The 21,052-nt window shown below is 50.3% G+C and carries 13 protein-coding genes and 1 CRISPR repeat array; of the genes, 8 read left to right on the top strand and 5 right to left on the bottom strand.

Features of this window, described 5'->3' with window-relative positions; genetic code table 11:
• Positions 1 to 24 precede the first annotated feature (24 nt).
• The 7 genes from AC56AD_RS08440 (at position 25) to AC56AD_RS08410 (ending at position 7,580) form a co-directional block, all read left to right on the top strand.
• Entirely contained in the window at positions 25 to 423 is a 399-nt protein-coding gene (locus AC56AD_RS08440; RefSeq protein WP_012508397.1) for a DoxX-like family protein, read from the top strand.
• A complete protein-coding gene (locus AC56AD_RS08435) occupies positions 424 to 1,695 on the top strand; it encodes a hypothetical protein (protein WP_012508396.1) in 1,272 nt (423 codons plus the stop codon). It abuts the gene before it with no gap.
• Between the two features lie 22 nt (positions 1,696 to 1,717).
• Positions 1,718 to 2,587 (top strand): glycosyltransferase family 2 protein, encoded by an 870-nt coding sequence (locus AC56AD_RS08430; RefSeq protein WP_012508395.1) that lies wholly within the window; start codon positions 1,718 to 1,720, stop codon positions 2,585 to 2,587.
• Positions 2,588 to 2,650: 63 nt separating this feature from the next.
• Positions 2,651 to 3,016, top strand: a complete 366-nt coding sequence (locus tag AC56AD_RS08425) for a DUF3127 domain-containing protein (protein WP_012508394.1) — start codon at positions 2,651 to 2,653, stop codon at positions 3,014 to 3,016.
• 21 nt (positions 3,017 to 3,037) lie between these two features.
• A complete protein-coding gene (locus AC56AD_RS08420; RefSeq protein WP_012508393.1) occupies positions 3,038 to 3,610 on the top strand; it encodes a 3'-5' exonuclease in 573 nt (190 codons plus the stop codon).
• 19 nt (positions 3,611 to 3,629) lie between these two features.
• On the top strand, positions 3,630 to 4,388 hold the full coding sequence (locus AC56AD_RS08415) for an SDR family NAD(P)-dependent oxidoreductase (RefSeq protein ID WP_012508392.1): 759 nt from the start codon (positions 3,630 to 3,632) through the stop codon (positions 4,386 to 4,388).
• 36 nt (positions 4,389 to 4,424) lie between these two features.
• Positions 4,425 to 7,580: a PAS domain S-box protein gene (locus AC56AD_RS08410; RefSeq protein WP_012508391.1), complete on the top strand. Its 3,156-nt coding sequence runs from the start codon at positions 4,425 to 4,427 to the stop codon at positions 7,578 to 7,580.
• A gap of 406 nt (positions 7,581 to 7,986) precedes the next feature.
• Here the strand turns inward: AC56AD_RS08410 and AC56AD_RS08405 are convergent, their stop codons facing one another.
• Positions 7,987 to 9,633: an IS1634-like element ISPph1 family transposase gene (locus AC56AD_RS08405; protein ID WP_012508390.1), complete on the bottom strand. Its 1,647-nt coding sequence runs from the start codon at positions 9,631 to 9,633 to the stop codon at positions 7,987 to 7,989.
• Between the two features lie 69 nt (positions 9,634 to 9,702).
• Here AC56AD_RS08405 and AC56AD_RS08400 point away from each other — a divergent pair, with 69 nt between their 5' ends.
• Entirely contained in the window at positions 9,703 to 10,806 is a 1,104-nt protein-coding gene (locus tag AC56AD_RS08400; protein ID WP_012508389.1) for an IS5 family transposase, read from the top strand.
• A gap of 89 nt (positions 10,807 to 10,895) precedes the next feature.
• On the opposite strand, the gene AC56AD_RS08395 is transcribed toward AC56AD_RS08400, so the two are convergent.
• The 4 genes from AC56AD_RS08395 to cas4 all read right to left on the bottom strand — a co-directional run bounded on the left by AC56AD_RS08395 (position 10,896) and on the right by cas4 (position 21,052).
• Entirely contained in the window at positions 10,896 to 12,350 is a 1,455-nt protein-coding gene (locus AC56AD_RS08395) for a DUF4403 family protein (RefSeq protein WP_012508388.1), read from the bottom strand.
• 226 nt (positions 12,351 to 12,576) lie between these two features.
• Positions 12,577 to 18,906: direct repeats of the CRISPR family, unit length 32 nt; unit sequence GTTTCAATCCACGCGCCCGCAGGGGGCGCGAC.
• A 177-nt stretch (positions 18,907 to 19,083) separates the two neighbouring features.
• Positions 19,084 to 19,374: a CRISPR-associated endonuclease Cas2 gene (gene cas2, locus AC56AD_RS08390; RefSeq protein ID WP_012508387.1), complete on the bottom strand. Its 291-nt coding sequence runs from the start codon at positions 19,372 to 19,374 to the stop codon at positions 19,084 to 19,086.
• A 5-nt stretch (positions 19,375 to 19,379) separates the two neighbouring features.
• Positions 19,380 to 20,411: a type I-C CRISPR-associated endonuclease Cas1c gene (gene cas1c / locus AC56AD_RS08385; RefSeq protein ID WP_012508386.1), complete on the bottom strand. Its 1,032-nt coding sequence runs from the start codon at positions 20,409 to 20,411 to the stop codon at positions 19,380 to 19,382.
• Positions 20,408 to 21,052 carry a CRISPR-associated protein Cas4 gene (gene cas4 / locus AC56AD_RS08380; RefSeq protein ID WP_012508385.1) on the bottom strand — a complete coding sequence of 215 codons (645 nt, stop codon included), beginning with the start codon at positions 21,050 to 21,052 and terminating at the stop codon, positions 20,408 to 20,410. Before cas4 ends, cas1c begins: the two co-directional genes overlap by 4 nt.

Genomic DNA, 21,052 nt, shown 5'->3' with positions numbered 1-21,052 from the left:
TTCCGTTGATGAAAGGGGGAAGCAATGCGCTTTTTTGTAAACCAGACACCGTCACTGTTGATTTGCCGTCTGGCTCTTGCCTTTTCATGGGTCTATCAGGGTGCTGTGCCAAAAATTGCCTGTCAGAGCAAGGGTGAAATTGATCTGCTTGGTCACCTGATTCCTGTTTATCAGTGGGCCTGTGAGGCTGTTTTCTGGATAGGGGCTGCTGAAATTCTCTTCGGACTTTTTCTGCTTGTTGCTCGCTCGCAATGGGTTTTCTTGCTCAATATTGCAGCGCTGACAGGGCTTCTTCTTTTTGTTGCCCTGTTTGAACCGGAGCTGTTCACCTTGCCGTTCAATCCCCTGACACTGAATATTTCCTTGCTTGCACTCTCGGCGATTGCCTTGCTGGAGCTAAAAAAATTAAACCATCTCACCTGAATGAATCTGCGCCATTTTGATGGAGAGTTAAATACTGTTGCCCGGCTTTTTCTCTCTGTTTCAGTAACGGTCATCGCCCTCGCCTCTCTTTTTGGTGCGGCAGGCGCTCTGATGGCCAATCTCTTCCTTCTGAAGCTCCACCCCTATATCTTCTTTATCGGATTCGGCAATCTTGCCATTCTGATTCTCAATCGCTACCTCACAGCAGCAATCTATCCCGAACTGAAGGTCGATCCCTTCAGGCAACTGCGTTATATCATTCTGATTCTGATCGCTCTTGTCATGATTACGGTTGCCATCGCCATGGAGTGGCCATTGCTGAAAGCACTCACCGGGTTGGTGCTGATCATTGCGGTGGTTGCACCGCTCAGGGAAATTTTCACCACCCTTTCGGTTTCGAAAATATGGAAAGAGGTTTCGGTGCGTTACTATATTTTTGATGTTCTTTTTCTGCTTGTTGCCAATATTGGACTCTTCACCCTTGGTCTCAAAGAGGCTTTTCCCGATCAATGGCTCATTCCGTTTTTCGTAACCCAGTCCTCCTATTTTCTTGGCTCCTCTTTTCCTCTCAGCATCAGTGTAATGGGCTTTCTCTATACCTATGCCTGGAGTCGCTCATCCAAACGGGAGCTGGTCAAACGCCTTTTCAGCCTCTGGTTTTATGTTTTTGTTGGTGGAGTTCTGCTCTTTCTGATTGTTATTCTTGCCGAATATTATCTGGGTATGATGCTGATCAGCCATATTCTGCTCTTTGGTGTCATGGCGCTCTTCGGCGGTTTCACCCTCTACCTGTACAACTTTTTCCATAAAAATTTTCCCCATCCGGCACTTGCCTTTTTGTTGAGCGGTCTTGCCCTTCTTTTTGCGACAAGCGCCTATGGTATCATGAATATCTTCTTTCTCAAGGGGATTCATTTTGGCACCATCCCACCCCTGCGTTTCGACAGGATGTGGATCTATCACTCCCATACCCATGCGGCACTGCTCGGATGGATAACCTTCTCTTTCATAGGCATGATCTACATTGTCATACCCTCAATTATCCGTTCCAATTCACTTGAAACCCTCAGAAGCGAGCGTGCACTCTCAGCGCTGCTGGGTGAGCCTGTCATGAAAAGAGCCTTCACCCAGCTCACACTGCTCCTGCTCTCCGCAACGGCAATTCTTCTTGCCTTTTTTCTGGAAAACAACCTTTTGCTCGGTGTTGCCGGCACACTCTATGGATGCACGGTCTCTTATCTTTCAATCAACCTTCGGCAGGAAATAACATAATCTCTTGGTGGAGGAGAACAGTATGGGTTTTTTGAATCGACCATATGTAACGGTAACAATACCGATGTACAATAGCGCCAGTTTTATTGGCGAGACCATACAATCGATATTGTCACAGACGTTTACCGATTTTGAGCTTTTAATTTATGATGATCACTCGACCGACGGCTCCTATGATATCGCAGCTTCATTGGCCGATTCCCGAATCAAGCTTTTCAGAAATTCTGAAAACATCGGGCCGGAGGCAAACTGGAACCAAGCAATCAGCCAGGTCAGGGGGAAGTATGTCAAACTGGTCTGCGGGGACGATATCCTTTTTCCGCACTGTCTTGAAAAGCAGGTAGCGGTTTTTGACGATCCCCGTAATGCCGGGGTAAGCCTGGTCAGCAGTCAGAGGACCATTATTGATCCTTCAGGAAAGACCCTCATCAAAAAGGTCAATTTTGTTGATGGAGGTCGCATGGATAAGGTAGAGGTAATCCGGAAAATGGTTCGTATGGGAACCAACATTATCGGTGAACCAGTCTGCGGCCTTTATCCCGCCGAGCTGATTGCCAAAATCAGCGGTTACAGTGCGGTTGTTCCCTACACCATTGATCTCGATTTCTGGATACAGATGCTCCGGCATGGCGACCTGTTTGTTATTGACGAATCCTTGTGTGCTTTCCGTATCTCCGATCTCTCATGGTCGTCAAGGATAGGAGATCTTCGTTATCAGCAGTTCATGGAGTTCATGGAGCAGGCTGCAGCCGACGAAAGCCACGGCGTTACGGATCTCGATCTGTTTATCGGAAAAATCAATTGTGCTGTACAGTCGATGACCAGTCTCATGGGTTTCAAACTTTTTGCCTCTTCAGCCTCCGAGCGAAAAAATATGCGGAATGCATCCTGAACGACGGAGGAAAAAGAGAGAGCAAGGTATTTACACTAACGATTTTTATCAATACGAACATTTATGCAACTCACAGCAAAGCTGGCGGCAATTCTTCCTGAACAGAGCGGTACAGGAAAAAATGGAACCTGGAAAAAACAGGATATTATTGTCGAAACTGACGGGCAGTATCCGAAGAAAATCTGCATCTCCCTTTGGGGGGAGAAGTACGACAGAAACCTCCTCAAGGTGGGATCCAGGCTCACGATTTCCTTCGATATCGAGAGTCGTGAGTTCAACGGGAAGTGGTATACCGATGTCAAAGGATGGAAGGTTGAGGGTGTCAATGACGGGGGAGCCTCCTATGCTCAGGATGCGCCCTCTTATGCACCCCCGGCTTACGAGCGGGAAGGAGAGAGCGTTATCTCCAATGACGATTGTCCCTTTTGAACTTCAGACAGCATCAACTCCATGTATCTCTTTTTCGATACCGAAACAACAGGTCTGCCGCGTAACTGGCGTGCACCGGTGACCGACGTCGACAACTGGCCAAGGCTGGTGCAGTTGGCTTATTTATCCTTCGATGCTGAAGGCAATCAGCTCTTTTCCGGTGACGCAATCATTAAACCGGAAGGCTTTGTCATTCCATCAAGCGCCGTACAGATTCATGGTATATCAACACAGAGAGCCCTGCTTGAAGGAAAACCGCTCGGGCAGGTGCTGCAATCTTTCTATGAACTTGTCGCCGATGCCGAGGTGCTTGTGGCCCACAATATCAGTTTTGATGAGAAGATTGTGGGCAGTGAATTGATAAGGGCCGGGATGCCAAACAGCCTCCCCTCAAAAAGAAAAATATGTACGATGGAGAGTACGACCGATTTTTGTGCCATCAAAGGGCCGTATGGCAACAAATGGCCCAAACTCTCTGAACTCTACTTCCAACTTTTCGGTACCGTATTTAACGAAGCACATAATGCAGCCAGTGATATTCAGGCCACGGCGAAATGTTTCTGGGAATTGAAAAGAAGGGGAGTTATCCGGTAACCGATAAACGGCAAAGATTATGCGACTTTTTGAGAAAATTGCGCTCGTCACGGGAGCCGCAGGAGGAATTGGCAGGGCAGTGGCACTCTGTTTTGCAGGGGAAGGCGCAGTTGTGATTGTCAGCGACATCAATGCGACCGGATGCGCAGAAACCCTTGAACAGCTTGAACGCAAAGGTGGAAGCGGCATGTCGGTGATAGCGGATGTAACGCAGGAGGAAGAAATTCTGGCGCTCTACCGCCAGACAGGAGAACGCTACGGGAGGCTTGATATTGTGGTGAACATTGCCGGTGGAGACTGCGAACCGGCAGCCGATGTAGAAGGGATTGACTACCTCAGAATGAGCGCCAATCTCGACCTGAACCTTAAATCATGCATCATCTCCTGCCGTGAAGCTGCCCGGTTGATGAAGCCCCAAGGTTTCGGCAAAATCGTCAACATGAGCTCACTGGTCTACCGGGGGAGTCCGAACCAGTTCTCCTATGCAGCAGCCAAAGGTGGTATTTACGCCTTTACCCGTTCGCTTGCCCTGTCGCTTGGGCGCTACGGTATAACGGCCAATGCCCTTGCGCCAGCCCTTGTTGAGGTGCCAGCCTTTGTTGCGGCATTGGGCCCCGAACGGTGGGAGATGCTTCGCCGGGAGTGCGCACAACGCTACCCGCTGGGCAGGGTCGCAACGCCAGACGACGTCGCTCGCTGCGCCCTCTTTCTTGCTTCCGCTGATGCCGACTTCATTACCGGCCAGATTCTTGAAATTTCCGGAGGCGCAAGGCTTTAAACGGATATCATATACAGTTTAGACAAGAGAGAAGATATGAGCCAGGATATGAGCCAGGATCGGGAGAGACTGAACCTCGTTTTAAGTGTTGCACGTGAAGGCTTTTGGGACTGGAATCTGAAAACAGACCAGCTTTACCTGAGCCCCAGATATTGCGAGGTTACTGGCTACTCCCCAATCGACACCCTGTTCGACACCGCCTTCATGAAACTGATTATCCACCCCGATGATCATCAGCTTTTTTTTCATGCCCTGGAAGCGCTGCATCAGGGAAGAGAAGAGAGCTTAACGATCGAATACCGGATGATTTCAAAAGATGGCGTTATGCACTGGATTGAATGCCGATGCAGAAAAGTTGAGCATGATGAAGATGGCACGGTTTCGCACCTTATCGGTACGATTGTCGATATCACCGATAAAAAAAAGAGAGAGCACGATCTGCACAAACTCAACCATGCACTTCTGGCAAGCAATGAACGGATGCACCTCATTATGGCTGCAACCAATACCAGCATCTGGGAGTATGATGTCATCACGGATACCAACTTCTGGCCAGATAAGTTATGGCGAATGTACGGCCTTGAGCCCTATAGCTGTGAGGCAACCCATGAAAACTGGCTGAACACCATCATCCCTGAAGACCGGGAAAGGATTGCGCAAATCACCGGGGAAGATATAAGAAATGGCGTCGAATTCAATAACATATGGCGGGTTCGTGATCCTGATGGAGCAATACGCTGGCTTATGGCCAAGGGAACTCCCTTTAAAGATGCTGACGGCAAGGTGTTGCGCTATGCTGGAATCGTTCTTGACATTACTGATCGCAAGGTACAGGAAGAGGCACTGCAGGAAAGCGAAAATCGCTTCCGGAATCTCTTTGAGAAACACTCCTCGGTCATACTGGTTCTTGATCCCGATACAAGCCAGATTGTTGATGCCAATCAGGCGGCTGCGACATTTTATGGGTGGCCGCTTGAAAAACTGAGGCAGATGCCTTTCCGGCGGGTCACAATGAGCTCGCCTGAAACGGTGAAACGTAATCTTGAAAGGTTCAGGGCGGCAGAGAAAGAGCAAGGCTCTTTTCACCATTGTCATCGTCATATTTTAGCCGATGGATCAATCCGCGACGTGGAGGTGTTCAGTTGCGCCATTCCATATCATGGCAAACCCCTGATTTATTCAATCATTAACGATATTACCGAGCGAACGCAGATCGAACATGCCCTGCGTGACAGCGAAAAAAAGTTCCGTTCCATTACAGAACAAATCGCCGAGATGGTTTTTGTTACCGACGATAAAGGAGCCTTAACGTATGTTTCGCCTGTTGTTGAAAAGATATTTGGTTACAGCGCCAGTGAGGTGATCCGGCATCTTTTTACTGAATATCTTGCTGAAGAGGAAGTTTCGAGAGCCTTGGCCATATTAGCCAATACATTGCGGGATTATTTTACCGATCAGGTATTCGAAGGACGGTTCAGAAAAAAAAACGGATCCCTTTTTTACGGGGAAGTTCATGTACGCTCTTACCGGGATCAGGACTCTTCCGGAATGATTGGTTTGATTCGTGATATTTCGGAGCGCAAAGCATATCAACAGGAGTTACTCGAAAGCAGGCAGTTTCTCAAAACGATCTATGACGATGTCAATTACTCTATTTTTGTTGTCGATGTTTTGCCCGACCGTTCTTACCTCTTCAAGGGCATTAACCCGATGCATGAAAAACTGACAGGTATCAAGAGTGAGCAGATCAGCGGGAAAAAACCGGAAGAGATTCTTTCTCCTCATTTTGCCGAATTGGTTATGCGCCACTATGATGAGTGCATTCGAGAGGGTCATCCGATTCGGTATGAAGAGTTGCTGCCCTTCAAAGGTAAAGAGACGTTGTGGGAGACCGTGCTGAACCCTGTCCGCAATGAGAGCGGCACGATCTGTAGAATTATTGGTACCAGCATTGATATTTCGGAACGTCGCCTGGCCGAAGAGGAGAGAGCACAACTTGAAGTTCAGCTTCAGCAGTCCCAAAAAATGGAGATGATAGGACGGCTTGCCGGAGGGATTGCCCATGATTTCAACAATATGCTTACGGTGATTCTCGGTCACTCTGAAATGGCCATTGAACTGTTTGACCCCTCCCAGCAAGCCTATGCTGATCTTGAGGCCATCCGACAGGCGGGAGCCCGTTCTGCCGATCTGACCCGTCAACTCCTCGCCTTTGCACGCAAGCAAATCGTCATTCCAAAAATTCTTGAGCTGAACAGTGTCATTGAGCATATGCTGCCCATGCTGCGGCGCCTTATCGGGGAAAATATTGCGCTTGTATGGATTCCGGACTGTAAAAACTCCCATTTGAAGATGGATCCGTCACAGATCGACCAGATTCTTGTCAATCTCTGTGTCAACGCTCGTGACGCCATAACTGGTAACGGTACCATAACACTGAAAACCGAGTGCCTCGCTCTTCCCGATATCGGAAGGAATGCCCGAAATTCCGGGGAGTCGCCTGTTGACTATGTGAGGCTCTCCATACGTGATGACGGTGGAGGTATTGACAAAGACGATCTTCATCACATTTTTGAGCCCTTTTTCACCACCAAAGAGCAGGGAAAAGGTACCGGTCTTGGTCTGTCAACGGTCTACGGGATTGTCAAACAAAACAATGGCACGATTGAATGCCAGAGCGAACCGGGACAAGGAACCATCTTCACCATTCAATTGCCCCGCTACAACCTTCAGCCGCAGGTGGAGCAGCAGACACAAGCGGAGCAATTCAGGCATCATGGCCATCAAACCATTCTGCTTGTAGAAGATCAACCGGCTATTCTCAAGCTCTGCAAATCCATGCTTGAACGTAACGGCTATGCTGTACTTACAGCGGAGTCACCTGCAGAAGCGCTTCGGAAGGAGGCAAACTATAAGGGAACTCTTGACTTGTTGCTGACGGACGTAATCATGCCGGAAATGAATGGCTCCGAACTCTCCAGACAGCTTCAGGCTCTTCGTCCTGAACTCAAAACGCTCTTTATGTCAGGCTACACGGACGACGTCATTATCCACAACACGCTTCTTGACAGTGGCGTCAATTTTATCCAGAAACCCTTTACCATGAAATCGCTGATTACCATCGTCGATACCATCCTCAATCCCGACGAATGCGAGCCTTCGGGGGCTACTACCAGGCCGCTTGCTGAGTGAAGGAGGCAAGAGAGGGAAGGCTCATATGACCTTTATTGAAGCCGAAAAGCAGTACCCCGAACCATGGATGGTTTTAACAGGCAGGGTGAATTTGAGACCGTTTTTTTTAAGGCGCAACCGATGAACCAGGGCATCAAGGGAGCGATTGCCATACTCATTGTTTTCATAAGCAAGGGATGACAAAAGGGCACCTCTATTTAATCATGAATGATATATCTTTATAAAATATATAGTGTTAGCGTCATGAGATGAGTGCAATATTTCGTATATTAGAGCAATAATATCAACTTGCCCTTTATCATGAAAAACATCAACCCGTTAGGTATGTTTGACGAGCATTTTTTGCTTGAAACGGAAGTTCCAGCAATAAAAGAACGAGAAATCCCTATAACGCCTTATTTCAATTTTATTTACGCTTCGGGGCCAGTTTTTTCCTTGTGACTACATCAACATTTTTGGCATCAATAATCGAAGGAAGGGTAATCCCGGCAGCGGCAAGTAACTCAGCAGCCAATCCTTTCGACTGGGGAATTTTCTGACAGCTTGATCCTTTGAGGGTGACGATTGTGCTGCGTATTGCGCCAAGTTCATCAATTCCTTCCGGTACCGTGCATTCACATTTTTTCCAGAGTTCTGATAACTGCCTCTCGATTTTATAGGCAAGCATAACGGCAAAGACATGGCCACGAGTGCTCGCTTCGGTTCGCACATGAACCGGTCTGATTTCAAGATGACTTTGCTTGAACGTCCGAAATGCATGCTCCACTTTGGCCAGATCTTTGTACCGATCATGGACTTGTTCAGTCGAAAGCAGCTCTTTCTTGACATCGGTTTTGATCACATAACAGCCGTCCAGCAGAGCGACTCCTTTCAGGATTTCTTCATTGACCGTTACCGTGAACACCCTCTCCTGATGGGTCAGTTCCAGCACATCATTGAGCTTGTACTGGCTGATCTTTTTCTGAAGAGAGCGTTCTGCAACATCCTTGTCGCGCTTGAGGGAACCAGCGAGATAGCTGTTTTTCTCGTCCACATAACGCTGGATTTTTTTCACCCGTTCCTGGCGATTCTTTGCCATCTCGGCCTCGCGAACCGGATTTCTTCTCAGCACATATCGAACGCCATCGGTTTTATTTTCAACCTCATACAGCTCTGAATCGAAAAAATCCATTTGCAGTACCTCTGCCTTCAGCAGGGTTCTGATTTCGGGTTTCGAGAGTGAGGTGATGTAATGAAATCCCGCATCGGTCAACTCTTTGGCCTGCGGCGTTTTGATCATACCCTTGTCGCCAACCATCGTTACCTCTTCAATGCCGAAAGTGTTGGCAATGGTGCGAATCTGCTCTGCAACGGTTGACTTGTCGCCGGTATTGCCTGCAAAGACCCGGACGGCAACCGGATCGCCATCTGCGGTACACAACAAGCCAATAACGATTTGCTTCTTCCCCTTTTTGCCATCCCGGTTGTAACCAAAAGCAGCAAGCACATTCTCCATCCCTTCAAGATATGATGAGGTAACATCATAGAGCAGCAATTCCGGGCCAGCACCCGCTGAATTGTGCTTGAATAACTGCTGCTCAATGCGCTCCTGATGCTCCGTCAGCCAAGCCAGGTTGGCATAGAGGTCATCTTCTGTAAAGCGTTCTAATTCAAGGACATCACAGGCGCCATAACGTGCTGCCATCCTGACCGCACCGAGGCGTGAACCCTGCCCGATCAATCGAGCCATAATCTGCCACAATGCAAGCTTTCCCTGGCGGGTATTACCAAGCGTCTTGCTGATACCAAGCCTCTCGGCAAGCGTTTTGAGTGCATATACCACACCAACACGAAGCCCCTCATGTAGTTCAACATCCTCAATATGCAACAGGGCTGCCAAATTGTCTTTGTACTTCAGGGCAAGTTTAATGGCGGCAATCTCTCCTTCCGAACATTTTGAGATCTTGCCCAACGTGCGATTTTTCACCTTCCCATCTTCACGATAGGATTCACGAAAAAGATGGCGCTGGTAGGTTTTGCCATTAATGGTGGTCTTGCTGGAATCTACGTACATTGTGACTATATCATAGGTTTGCTAAACGCTTAAATATATGATATAAAAAATAATATTCCAAATATTTTAGTGACTACAATTTCCGCATCTTTTCCTTGTAATAATACTGCTTATAAGGAGTTAACGAAAAATAGGCCTGGAACTTCCGTTGAAAAACTTACAAAACTCAAAGATCCCTTGGTCAAACTTGAAGCACATATCGATTGGAAGATATTCGAACCTCTTCTTGATGTTGTCTTCAATAAGACTCAGAATAGCACGCATAAAGGTCGGCCCCCATTTGATCGAATCATGATGTTTAAACTTCTTATTTTGCAGAGTCTGTATAACCTCTCGGATGACCAAATGGAATATCAGATCACTGACAGACTCACTTTCAAACGCTTTCTTGGCCTGAAATCCAGTGATAGAGTACCTGATAGCAAGACCATCTGGAAGTTTCGTGAAACCCTTATTCTGGAAGAGGTTATTGCACCACTGTTCTATCGTTTCAATCAAGCGCTTGATGACCAAAGTATTTTTGCTAACACAGGCCAGATTGTTGATGCCAGCTTTGTCGAGGCTCCCCGGCAACGCAATACCCGTGAGGAAAACAAAGAGATAAAAGCAGGAATAACTCCTGAAGTTTGGAAAGAAAAACCCCATAAACTACGGCAGAAAGATGTCGATGCTCGCTGGGTCAAAAAGAACCACATCGTTTTTTATGGTTACAAAAATCATGTTAAAATCGACAGCGCAACAAAACTCATAACAACATATGCCGTAAGCAGTGCTTCACCTCATGACTCCCAAGAACTTGAAACCTTGATTGATAAAGAGGATGCCGGTCAGATACTGTATGCAGACAGCGCTTATATCGGTCAGGACGAAAGTATTTCGTGGTGTGGCATGTCAGGGCAGATCAATGAAAAAGGTTTCAAAAATCACCCGCTAACGGATGAACAGAAAGCGTCCAATCGCCAGAAATCAAAGACAAGAGCTCGCGTTGAGCATATTTTCGGCTTTATGACGAACAGTATGGATGCCATGCATGTTCGTACAATCGGTCTTTTTAGAGCAGCAGCAAAAATCGGCTTGACGAATTTGACCTATAACATGATGCGTTGTGTACAGCTCAAGAAAACGGTTTATGCCGTATTTTTAAATGACCAGTATGCGAAGGTCATGGGATAACTGCGCCCAATTGTAAGCAAATCAAGGCTGTTTACGTTCAAAACTTAACAAAGAACAGTAATCTTTTGATCAGATAACCATTTCGTTGATCAATGCAGGGATTGCTGGTTCAGATGATATATCAAAAAGCAGTTTTTAGAGGTGCCCTTGAGTGTCAGAGTTGTTTCAGTGCTCGCATTGATGATAAAGTGCACTCCCTCTTTACCCATAAGAATATCGCACTGTTTGATCTCCAGATTGTTCATGATAAGGTCGATTGTTTTGCCTGTCTTCTCCTTGGCAATGGCTTGATGAACGATGAAGGGTAATTTCGCTATCAGCGTTTCCATGCCAAGATTCAGCTTCGACGCGATTCGTTTTTTGAGAAGATCATGCAGTATCTCATCCCCCCTGTTCACAAGAATGCTGTTGCTGTTGACTGCAAAGTCAAAATCCACAATATTCAGTCTCTTGGTTGCGAGGTCAAATACGGGATGGCCAGTCAGAAAAAATCGCCCCTTGAGATCACCCTCCGTGTCAACAGCCACGCTGAGTCCCTCTGTGGAAGCATAGGCTTCTATTGCCTTGATGGTGATGGTATAGCCCTTTGAAGAAATCTCTGCTTCTTTCAGCAGTTCGTTCAGTTGCTGATTAATTTCATGAAAAGAGGTGTTGGCATAGATAAAAACATCGGACTTCCGCTGCAGCTCTTCCACCGGTATTTTTTTGAAATCAGGCAAGGGGTGCTGTTTTAGCACTGTTGTGGTATCGGTGACAATCAGCATTTTCGCTTTTACACTGGCAAGGCAGATGATATCCTGCTGCTGCAGCGATATATCCCCCTTGATATCATTGCAGGAAAAGCGCATCCATATTGGCGCAGGGTTCCTGTAAATAAGAATGGGTTCTTGCAGGTCATGCCAGACACCGGCAACCGTCTTCTCTAATGATGCAGCCTTGTTGATCTCTTTATCGACCATGGAAGTCAAGCGGTGGTTGTTCTGCCTGATGGCATTATCGAGTGTTTCCCTCAGGTTTTTTCTGAAAGGCCCGATTTTGAGCACCGGTTCGCTTGCCCATCGATAGTGTCTAATTTTGAAATTGGTTTTCAGTTTCCAGTCCCGGTCAAGAGCTATTGGTGTTGAGAGAGTCAGGATAATAGTCGTGCGAAATGGTTTAACCAGTTTTGAGAGTGTTTTTCCAAATCGGCTGTCGAGAAGCGTTGCGTTAACAGTCAAGGGAAGGGTGCAAACCAACTCACGGCCTTTTGATCTGATGGTAATCTGCCCTGTTTTCGTGAGCGTCAGGGCAATTTTTTCTTTTCTTGATTCCTGAAGAAAGAGAGTTGTGTTCAGGAATTGACCGGTGATTTTGGCGTTCAGGTAATCAGAAAGGCTTTTGATTTCAAGTCGGATCGGAATATTAAAGGTGGACTGAGGGATATCGATATTCACCGTTTCTGTTATCGCCACGGGTGGAATGGCAGAACTCTTCCTCAATAAAAAATAGAAGCTGGCGGCAAGCAGCGCAACAACAACCGCAGTTATGATGATTGGCTTTTTCATTGCGCTCGGTTGTTTGCCTATTCCTGAAATGCTGCCTGCAGAAAAAGCGGACTACCATGCGTAACGATATTTCATGCCAATAGATTGCAAAACGCATAACGAAGCGGAATTGAAGCAGTGTAAAGGAATGTTTGACCCTCCAAATAATTTTTCCTTCTTATCGCAGTGGTGTTCCCTCCTCTCATGAGGATTGTTGTCCTAAATTGTATCTGTTTTTGAAAGGTAAAGTTCAATCCACGCGCCTGCGGGGGGCGCGACAGAACGCGCTCTACGCTCAAGGCCGCACAACTCCCGGTTTCAATCCACGCGCCCGCAGGGGGCGCGACTTACGGGTTTACGATGCTTAATTTGCCGCCAACGGGTTTCAATCCACGCGCCCGCAGGGGGCGCGACAGCGCACGGCAAGCAAGCCGAAGAAATCGCCATGTTTCAATCCACGCGCCCGCAGGGGGCGCGACACAGCAATGCAATACAAACAAATGGACACTCAAATAGTTTCAATCCACGCGCCCGCAGGGGGCGCGACGGGTTTAGCCGTGAGAGGGCAAAGACGGAGATCGTGTTTCAATCCACGCGCCCGCAGGGGGCGCGACTAATGTAGATACCGTTCGCAAAGCGGTCAGACTGTTTCAATCCACGCGCCCGCAGGGGGCGCGACTTCGGCGAATCAATGCTGCATCAAAAGAGGATTGGTTTCAATCCACGCGCCCGCAGGGGGCGCGACCTGCGACTCGTTCATGCGGCCACCTCCCGGCAGTTTCAATCCACGCGCCCGCAGGGGGCGCGACATGGATAGGAGGAAGTGTGTCGTTGATAGGGGTTTCAATCCACGCGCCCGCAGGGGGCGCGACGGCGGTCGAAAAATAATCCCTTGCCCAATCAACAGTTTCAATCCACGCGCCCGCAGGGGGCGCGACAAGAGAGTATTCGATTCTTGATCAGCGACTCCTGTTTCAATCCACGCGCCCGCAGGGGGCGCGACCAGTTGAGCATATCCCCAAACGACGCGCAATATCTCGGTTTCAATCCACGCGCCCGCAGGGGGCGCGACGTGAATCCGCTGAGCATCTTGCTGTCTATGTGGATGTTTCAATCCACGCGCCCGCAGGGGGCGCGACTATCGCCGGTGATTTCATCGAGGCGCTGTTTGTTGTTTCAATCCACGCGCCCGCAGGGGGCGCGACTCACGAGTACAGCAAAAGACTCCCAATCTTCGACTGTTTCAATCCACGCGCCCGCAGGGGGCGCGACTTGCGGGAATATTGATGGTATTTCCCCTCTCAGGTTTCAATCCACGCGCCCGCAGGGGGCGCGACACTCCGATATTCGGATTCGCTTTAATCCAGCAATCGTTTCAATCCACGCGCCCGCAGGGGGCGCGACGTGCTGATTGGTGCTTTATAATCGGCGTCATGAAGCGGTTTCAATCCACGCGCCCGCAGGGGGCGCGACTGAGAATATCTGGTCTACAGCAAACCGCAAAAACTGGTTTCAATCCACGCGCCCGCAGGGGGCGCGACCCAAAGAGGACCATCATCACAAGGACGATAGTTTTGTTTCAATCCACGCGCCCGCAGGGGGCGCGACTCAGTGCATTATGCATAGAGCGAAATATCTCTGCAGTTTCAATCCACGCGCCCGCAGGGGGCGCGACACGGCATCACGCACAATCTTTTGATGGGGAAGATTGTTTCAATCCACGCGCCCGCAGGGGGCGCGACTTCTCTCTGGAACAGATACAAAACGCCCTGCAATGGTTTCAATCCACGCGCCCGCAGGGGGCGCGACAAAAATTAAATCAAAAAGCGAGGTGAAATATGCAGGTTTCAATCCACGCGCCCGCAGGGGGCGCGACTTTGACGGGTCTGTCGATGTGATGATCTCTTCAAGTTTCAATCCACGCGCCCGCAGGGGGCGCGACGGGTTGTAATTGGTGCTATGGATTTTGTCAGGACAGTTTCAATCCACGCGCCCGCAGGGGGCGCGACAAAATGCAAAGTGTTAAGCAATGAACATTCACGAGTTTCAATCCACGCGCCCGCAGGGGGCGCGACTCTTGTAAGATGCTGCAAGGGTGTATGTAGCCAGTTTCAATCCACGCGCCCGCAGGGGGCGCGACTTTGACGTTGCATCTCAGCATAATTCCCTGTTATGGTTTCAATCCACGCGCCCGCAGGGGGCGCGACTCATCATTAAGCACAGGGCCTGACAATATTGCTTTGTTTCAATCCACGCGCCCGCAGGGGGCGCGACTTAGCTTTTAGAGCATCATCGTATGCAGCGGTGGTTTCAATCCACGCGCCCGCAGGGGGCGCGACTTTAGGGCAATAAGCGAGTCGTCGATTGTGACTGTTTCAATCCACGCGCCCGCAGGGGGCGCGACTTGCCACTCCCATGATTCCATAGGGCAAATCCTGTTTCAATCCACGCGCCCGCAGGGGGCGCGACTCGCTGCAAATTGAGAATCCGTTGGAATTTTGTTGTTTCAATCCACGCGCCCGCAGGGGGCGCGACGAGGAGACCAATGGCTGATGCACGGGAACGGGTGTTTCAATCCACGCGCCCGCAGGGGGCGCGACTTTTACAGTGAGGTGATAAGCCGTATGATACCGGGGTTTCAATCCACGCGCCCGCAGGGGGCGCGACAATGGCAACTATAGACGCCCTTGAAAGAGAGTTGTTTCAATCCACGCGCCCGCAGGGGGCGCGACCATGACGCCGATTATAAAGCACCAATCAGCACTCGTTTCAATCCACGCGCCCGCAGGGGGCGCGACGATAACAGCACTCCTCACGTATGCGGCTATGAGGTTTCAATCCACGCGCCCGCAGGGGGCGCGACCTGCATTATTGCGAGTTGCCGAAACATATCTTTTGGTTTCAATCCACGCGCCCGCAGGGGGCGCGACGTAGGAATGATACAAGAGTGCCCTTGTCTTTTGTGTTTCAATCCACGCGCCCGCAGGGGGCGCGACTTTCCTGATGGGTCAGTTACGACAATCCAAGCAGTTTCAATCCACGCGCCCGCAGGGGGTGCGACCTGTACCTCCCCGTTTTGCATCATACTCGGCAAGTTTCAATCCACGCGCCCGCAGGGGGCGCGACGAACCCCAAGGATCATAACCAAGGCCCCGTATTTTGTTTCAATCCACGCGCCCGCAGGGGGCGCGACTATCAGAATGGCAAAAATCAAACAGGAGTGATTATGGTTTCAATCCACGCGCCCGCAGGGGGCGCGACCTGTAAACTTCTGGTGCGCCCTCACCATCAGCAAGTTTCAATCCACGCGCCCGCAGGGGGCGCGACAGTGAGATGACAATTGAACGGGCAGCGGAAGTGCTGTTTCAATCCACGCGCCCGCAGGGGGCGCGACGTGGTTGATGGAAAACGGCATTATGACCACACACGTTTCAATCCACGCGCCCGCAGGGGGCGCGACCACCAAACGACTATATGGAGCTTGGTAACCATTGCGTTTCAATCCACGCGCCCGCAGGGGGCGCGACTTGATGACATGCAGGAGAGTTGGGATGACGCGCGGTTTCAATCCACGCGCCCGCAGGGGGCGCGACATTGCATTCCAGCGCAAAGATGGTAGGGCTGAACGCGTTTCAATCCACGCGCCCGCAGGGGGCGCGACAAATCCTTTTGTTGCATGAGAATGCCCGCAGGTGTTTCAATCCACGCGCCCGCAGGGGGCGCGACATAGAGAGGCTTTTCCGTCGTCGCACATGTGGAAGTTTCAATCCACGCGCCCGCAGGGGGCGCGACGCAGGGGACGTCTGCTCCTCGTCGGCAAAAGATGTTTCAATCCACGCGCCCGCAGGGGGCGCGACTATGCAAAACCATACACCGGCAAAGCCAAATATGTTTCAATCCACGCGCCCGCAGGGGGCGCGACTTCCTTTGCTTAGTTCATAGAGATATGAGAGCGGTGTTTCAATCCACGCGCCCGCAGGGGGCGCGACTAGACCTCTTTATTATGCCGGTGTGATTGATGCAGTTTCAATCCACGCGCCCGCAGGGGGCGCGACTAAAGGTCTGTATACAGAACAGATAATGTTATTTGTTTCAATCCACGCGCCCGCAGGGGGCGCGACCATTGCAGGTCGATACACTCAAAAAGTATGTACCGGTTTCAATCCACGCGCCCGCAGGGGGCGCGACACACCATTGTTGCCATTTTCCCGCACAGAAGGCAGTTTCAATCCACGCGCCCGCAGGGGGCGCGACGACCTAAAGGAAGATGAGATACAAAAGCGATTGACAGTTTCAATCCACGCGCCCGCAGGGGGCGCGACTTACATAAGCAAAAAACAAGGGGAACTATAATGGTTTCAATCCACGCGCCCGCAGGGGGCGCGACATTGATTCCCAAAAAAGGGATGACGGCCAAATAATTGTTTCAATCCACGCGCCCGCAGGGGGCGCGACTTTTTCATGATATCCCATATTTCATGTATCGAGTCGTTTCAATCCACGCGCCCGCAGGGGGCGCGACTTGGATGTCGTATTTTGTTATCAGTTTGCCGAGTTTCAATCCACGCGCCCGCAGGGGGCGCGACTTTAAAAATATCTACATGCTTTACGCCTTTAATGTGTTTCAATCCACGCGCCCGCAGGGGGCGCGACTGGACTCCAATCTATAGCCGAGGTGATTACAAAAGTTTCAATCCACGCGCCCGCAGGGGGCGCGACATGACGCCTCCAGGGCATAAATATGCTGTACCCCTGTTTCAATCCACGCGCCCGCAGGGGGCGCGACGTGAGGAGTGCGGAAAAGAGTTTACAGTTACGCGCGTTTCAATCCACGCGCCCGCAGGGGGCGCGACAGGGGACAGGTCTTTTCTTGTCCCCCCTTCTGTAGTTTCAATCCACGCGCCCGCAGGGGGCGCGACACATCCGTTTCAATACTTTTCCAAACGAATAATCGTTTCAATCCACGCGCCCGCAGGGGGCGCGACAGGGATAAAATGAGCGGAGATTTTGCGACACTTGGTTTCAATCCACGCGCCCGCAGGGGGCGCGACTATCACCTTTTACGCAAGCATCTGCGCAAGTAACAGTTTCAATCCACGCGCCCGCAGGGGGCGCGACCTCCTGCCTCAATCAGCTCAAGCTGCCGAGAAAAGTTTCAATCCACGCGCCCGCAGGGGGCGCGACGCGTGATCTTGTCAAAAAGAGCATTGCTGAGAAGTTTCAATCCACGCGCCCGCAGGGGGCGCGACACAGATAACTATTGTTGATTTTGCGGCAATTGTTGGTTTCAATCCACGCGCCCGCAGGGGGCGCGACAGCCATAACCGATACACTTCCCAATAAAACGCGGTTTCAATCCACGCGCCCGCAGGGGGCGCGACAAAATCCGCACGTTCTTGCTTTTCCGTATCGATAGTTTCAATCCACGCGCCCGCAGGGGGCGCGACATCACCGAATCAGGTAACCTATCAGGGAACAAAAGTTTCAATCCACGCGCCCGCAGGGGGCGCGACGTTGATGGACTGAACCGCAGGGCCAAGCGGTATCTGTTTCAATCCACGCGCCCGCAGGGGGCGCGACATCACCTTTTACGCAAGCATCTGCGCAAGTAACAGTTTCAATCCACGCGCCCGCAGGGGGCGCGACAGTGGATTGACATATCTCGCGACTTATTCGACTGGTTTCAATCCACGCGCCCGCAGGGGGCGCGACCGGGATATTCTGCGCCCCTGAATTAGCGACAACTGTTTCAATCCACGCGCCCGCAGGGGGCGCGACGAGTTGTTAAAACCATAAAACACCACTACAATGGTTTCAATCCACGCGCCCGCAGGGGGCGCGACTTCCAAGATCACCATTTGCCGCCTGCGCAATCTCGGTTTCAATCCACGCGCCCGCAGGGGGCGCGACACCCCGCACAAACAACAGGAGATAGTATGATTGGTTTCAATCCACGCGCCCGCAGGGGGCGCGACAGGCACTATCGTTGCTCAAAGCGGCACAATGATAGGTTTCAATCCACGCGCCCGCAGGGGGCGCGACACATTTTGCTAATAAGCTTGTCGTATTGATAAGGTTGTTTCAATCCACGCGCCCGCAGGGGGCGCGACGACACTCTGAAAAAGGAGTTGCGTAGCAGATTGAGTTTCAATCCACGCGCCCGCAGGGGGCGCGACTGTAGCAACTGCAACAATACGTACACAAAGAGCAGTTTCAATCCACGCGCCCGCAGGGGGCGCGACGTACTGAACCATGCATTCCTGATAATACCTCTTCATGTTTCAATCCACGCGCCCGCAGGGGGCGCGACGATCTGCCCCGTCCGTCGTGCATTGCCGGAAACCAGTTTCAATCCACGCGCCCGCAGGGGGCGCGACATTCTCGTATGCCTACCGACTGATGATATTTTGACGTTTCAATCCACGCGCCCGCAGGGGGCGCGACCTATGAGAGCCTTGCAGGCGCCGAAGCCGATTTTGTTTCAATCCACGCGCCCGCAGGGGGCGCGACTTGACATACCCATCCAACCATCAACTGCTGCAGAAGTTTCAATCCACGCGCCCGCAGGGGGCGCGACTGTCTAACTGTAAAATCAGGCATTTCATGGTGTTAGAGCCGCCTAAACGCGAACCATTTCGTATGCCAAATAACATTTTACGAAAACCTGATACAAAAAACTATAACAACAACAAAATAAAGAGAATATGAACATCGCGAACATACCGGGATTTGAGGTACAGCTTGACGTTCGCGTTTATAAAATCAGCGGACCTTCAAGATCTCGTGGTTCTTTGGCTCCTTCGTGTTCAATGTGATTTTGCCAGTTTGATCCGAGAAAATAAAACCTCAAACTGTCATGGTCATGATCCATCTCATGGACAAGCTTTCCCCGTAATTTTGTCCATTGTGCTGGATCAACATTACATTCAAACACTGAAAACTGGACTCGTTGCCCATAGTTCTGGCAGGTTTTGGCTATGCGGCGCAATCTCCTTTTTCCGGCAGGAGTTTCGGTGTTGACATCATAAGTGACCAGAACAAGCATTATCGTTATCTCCAGACAAATGGCGGGTAGGTGTCGATATCGCCCCGGATATGGCGGGCAAGCAGCATAGCTTGCATGTGCCACAATAAACCGATGGCCATTTTTTCTTTGACAAACGGGTGCTCGATTTCTTCCTGCTTCCGATTTTGATAGGCGGTTAAAAGCGTTTTGCGAGCATCATCTTTCAGGAGTACAGCACCCGTTTCCGAGATGGTAAAATCTTTGGATTGAATCTGACCTCGATTGATCAGCGATAGTGCCAACCTGTCCGCAATATACGAACGGAACTCTTCAATCATGTCAAGAGCAAGACTTGGGCGTCCCGGTCGGTCTTTGTGTAAAAAACCTGCAGCAGGATCAAGACCGCACGACTCAAGCGCAGAGCGAATATCGTGTGTCAGCAGGGTATAGAGAAAAGAGAGCAGACAGTTTATTCGGTCAAGTGGCGGACGGCGGTTGCGACCGGTAAAGCGGAACAATGGATCTGTAGAGGTGATACACTCATCGAAGACGTCGAAGTAAACTTTTGCTGCTTCGCCCTCAATTCCCCTGATACGTTCCTGATCGGTTTCATCCTGCAAGCGCTTTATGCAACCAGCAAGGATATGCTGGGCATTTTTCAGTTTAACAGAGTTCACTTTTTCGGGATGATCCCTTACCGTCCGTGCAAGTGTGATTCGGGCATTACCGATTTTGCCGATAACAAAAGAGCGGGCGAGGCGAGCGGTTTGAAGGTTATTGTCAGCCATACGGTACTGTGCTCTCCGCAGTAAAATATTCCCTCGTGTCGCTCCCTGAACCTGACAGAGAAATTTTCCATACAAGCTTAAAAATGTTACTGTTACACCGCTTTCAGCACAATGGCCAAGCAAAAATGGGCTGCAGGTTACCGAACCAAAACAGATGATGCCGTCAAGCATATGCAGCGGGATGCGCGTTTTGACCTCTTTTTCTATTTTGATAACAGCACACTCACCCTCCTTTGAGAGGTAGGCGCCCTGTGTAGTGACAAAAAGGGTATTGAGATATTTTTTCAAATCTCCTCCTCCGAGAGTGTATGAAACAATTTTTGAAGGTATACTTTCGCCGTTTTTCCCTGAACAATCACCTCCGGCAGGCACTCTTCTTTCAACGAGCAGAGCTTGCATTTCGGTCCGGGTTCAGGTGGCGGTGTTACTCCATTCCGAAAGAGGTCATGCACCCCTTCTGCAGCAAGAACCGTTTTTTCACGCAAAACATCATCGAAATCAACATCCAGTCGGTGCTTTGTCTGGCCGTAGAACAGTGCGCCTGCTGAAATTTGAATTCCAAGCATCTCCTCAAGGCACATGGCCTGGGCACAAAGCTGGATTTTATCTGCATCATGTTTTTTCGGTTTGCCGCGTTTGTACTCAACCGGAAACGGCTCCTCATGATCTTTCAACTTATGCCATTCCACCACGTCAGCTATACCCGAAATGCCAAGTATTGCGCTTCGCAATGCTGCACTTCTCGTTACACGGACACCGCTCCGGTATGATGTTTCACCGTTATCGACCCGTTCATGCATCTCCCGTCCCTCAGCAGTGTAGCCGTTCTCGCTCCATATCTGTTCCAGATGGATCAGCGCACACTGCCGGGGGCAGTAGACAAAATGCTGTAATGCTGACAGCATCACGAAATCGGATTCAGGGTACAT

This window comes from Pelodictyon clathratiforme, from assembly GCF_982375515.1.
The sequence above is the reverse complement of the archived record's forward strand: the minus strand, read 5'-3'. Positions and strand labels throughout refer to the sequence as shown.

Bases quoted from the DNA above. Each gene is read 5' to 3' on its own strand.
- AC56AD_RS08440 (WP_012508397.1), top strand. From the start codon at position 25: ATGCGCTTTTTTGTAAACCAGACACCGTCACTGTTGATTTGCCGTCTG.
- AC56AD_RS08435 (WP_012508396.1), top strand. From the start codon at position 424: ATGAATCTGCGCCATTTTGATGGAGAGTTAAATACTGTTGCCCGGCTT.
- AC56AD_RS08430 (WP_012508395.1), top strand. From the start codon at position 1,718: ATGGGTTTTTTGAATCGACCATATGTAACGGTAACAATACCGATGTAC.
- AC56AD_RS08425 (WP_012508394.1), top strand. From the start codon at position 2,651: ATGCAACTCACAGCAAAGCTGGCGGCAATTCTTCCTGAACAGAGCGGT.
- AC56AD_RS08420 (WP_012508393.1), top strand. From the start codon at position 3,038: ATGTATCTCTTTTTCGATACCGAAACAACAGGTCTGCCGCGTAACTGG.
- AC56AD_RS08415 (WP_012508392.1), top strand. From the start codon at position 3,630: ATGCGACTTTTTGAGAAAATTGCGCTCGTCACGGGAGCCGCAGGAGGA.
- AC56AD_RS08410 (WP_012508391.1), top strand. From the start codon at position 4,425: ATGAGCCAGGATATGAGCCAGGATCGGGAGAGACTGAACCTCGTTTTA.
- AC56AD_RS08405 (WP_012508390.1), bottom strand. From the start codon at position 9,633: ATGTACGTAGATTCCAGCAAGACCACCATTAATGGCAAAACCTACCAG.
- AC56AD_RS08395 (WP_012508388.1), bottom strand. From the start codon at position 12,350: ATGAAAAAGCCAATCATCATAACTGCGGTTGTTGTTGCGCTGCTTGCC.
- cas2 (WP_012508387.1), bottom strand. From the start codon at position 19,374: ATGCTTGTTCTGGTCACTTATGATGTCAACACCGAAACTCCTGCCGGA.
- cas4 (WP_012508385.1), bottom strand. From the start codon at position 21,052: ATGTACCCTGAATCCGATTTCGTGATGCTGTCAGCATTACAGCATTTT.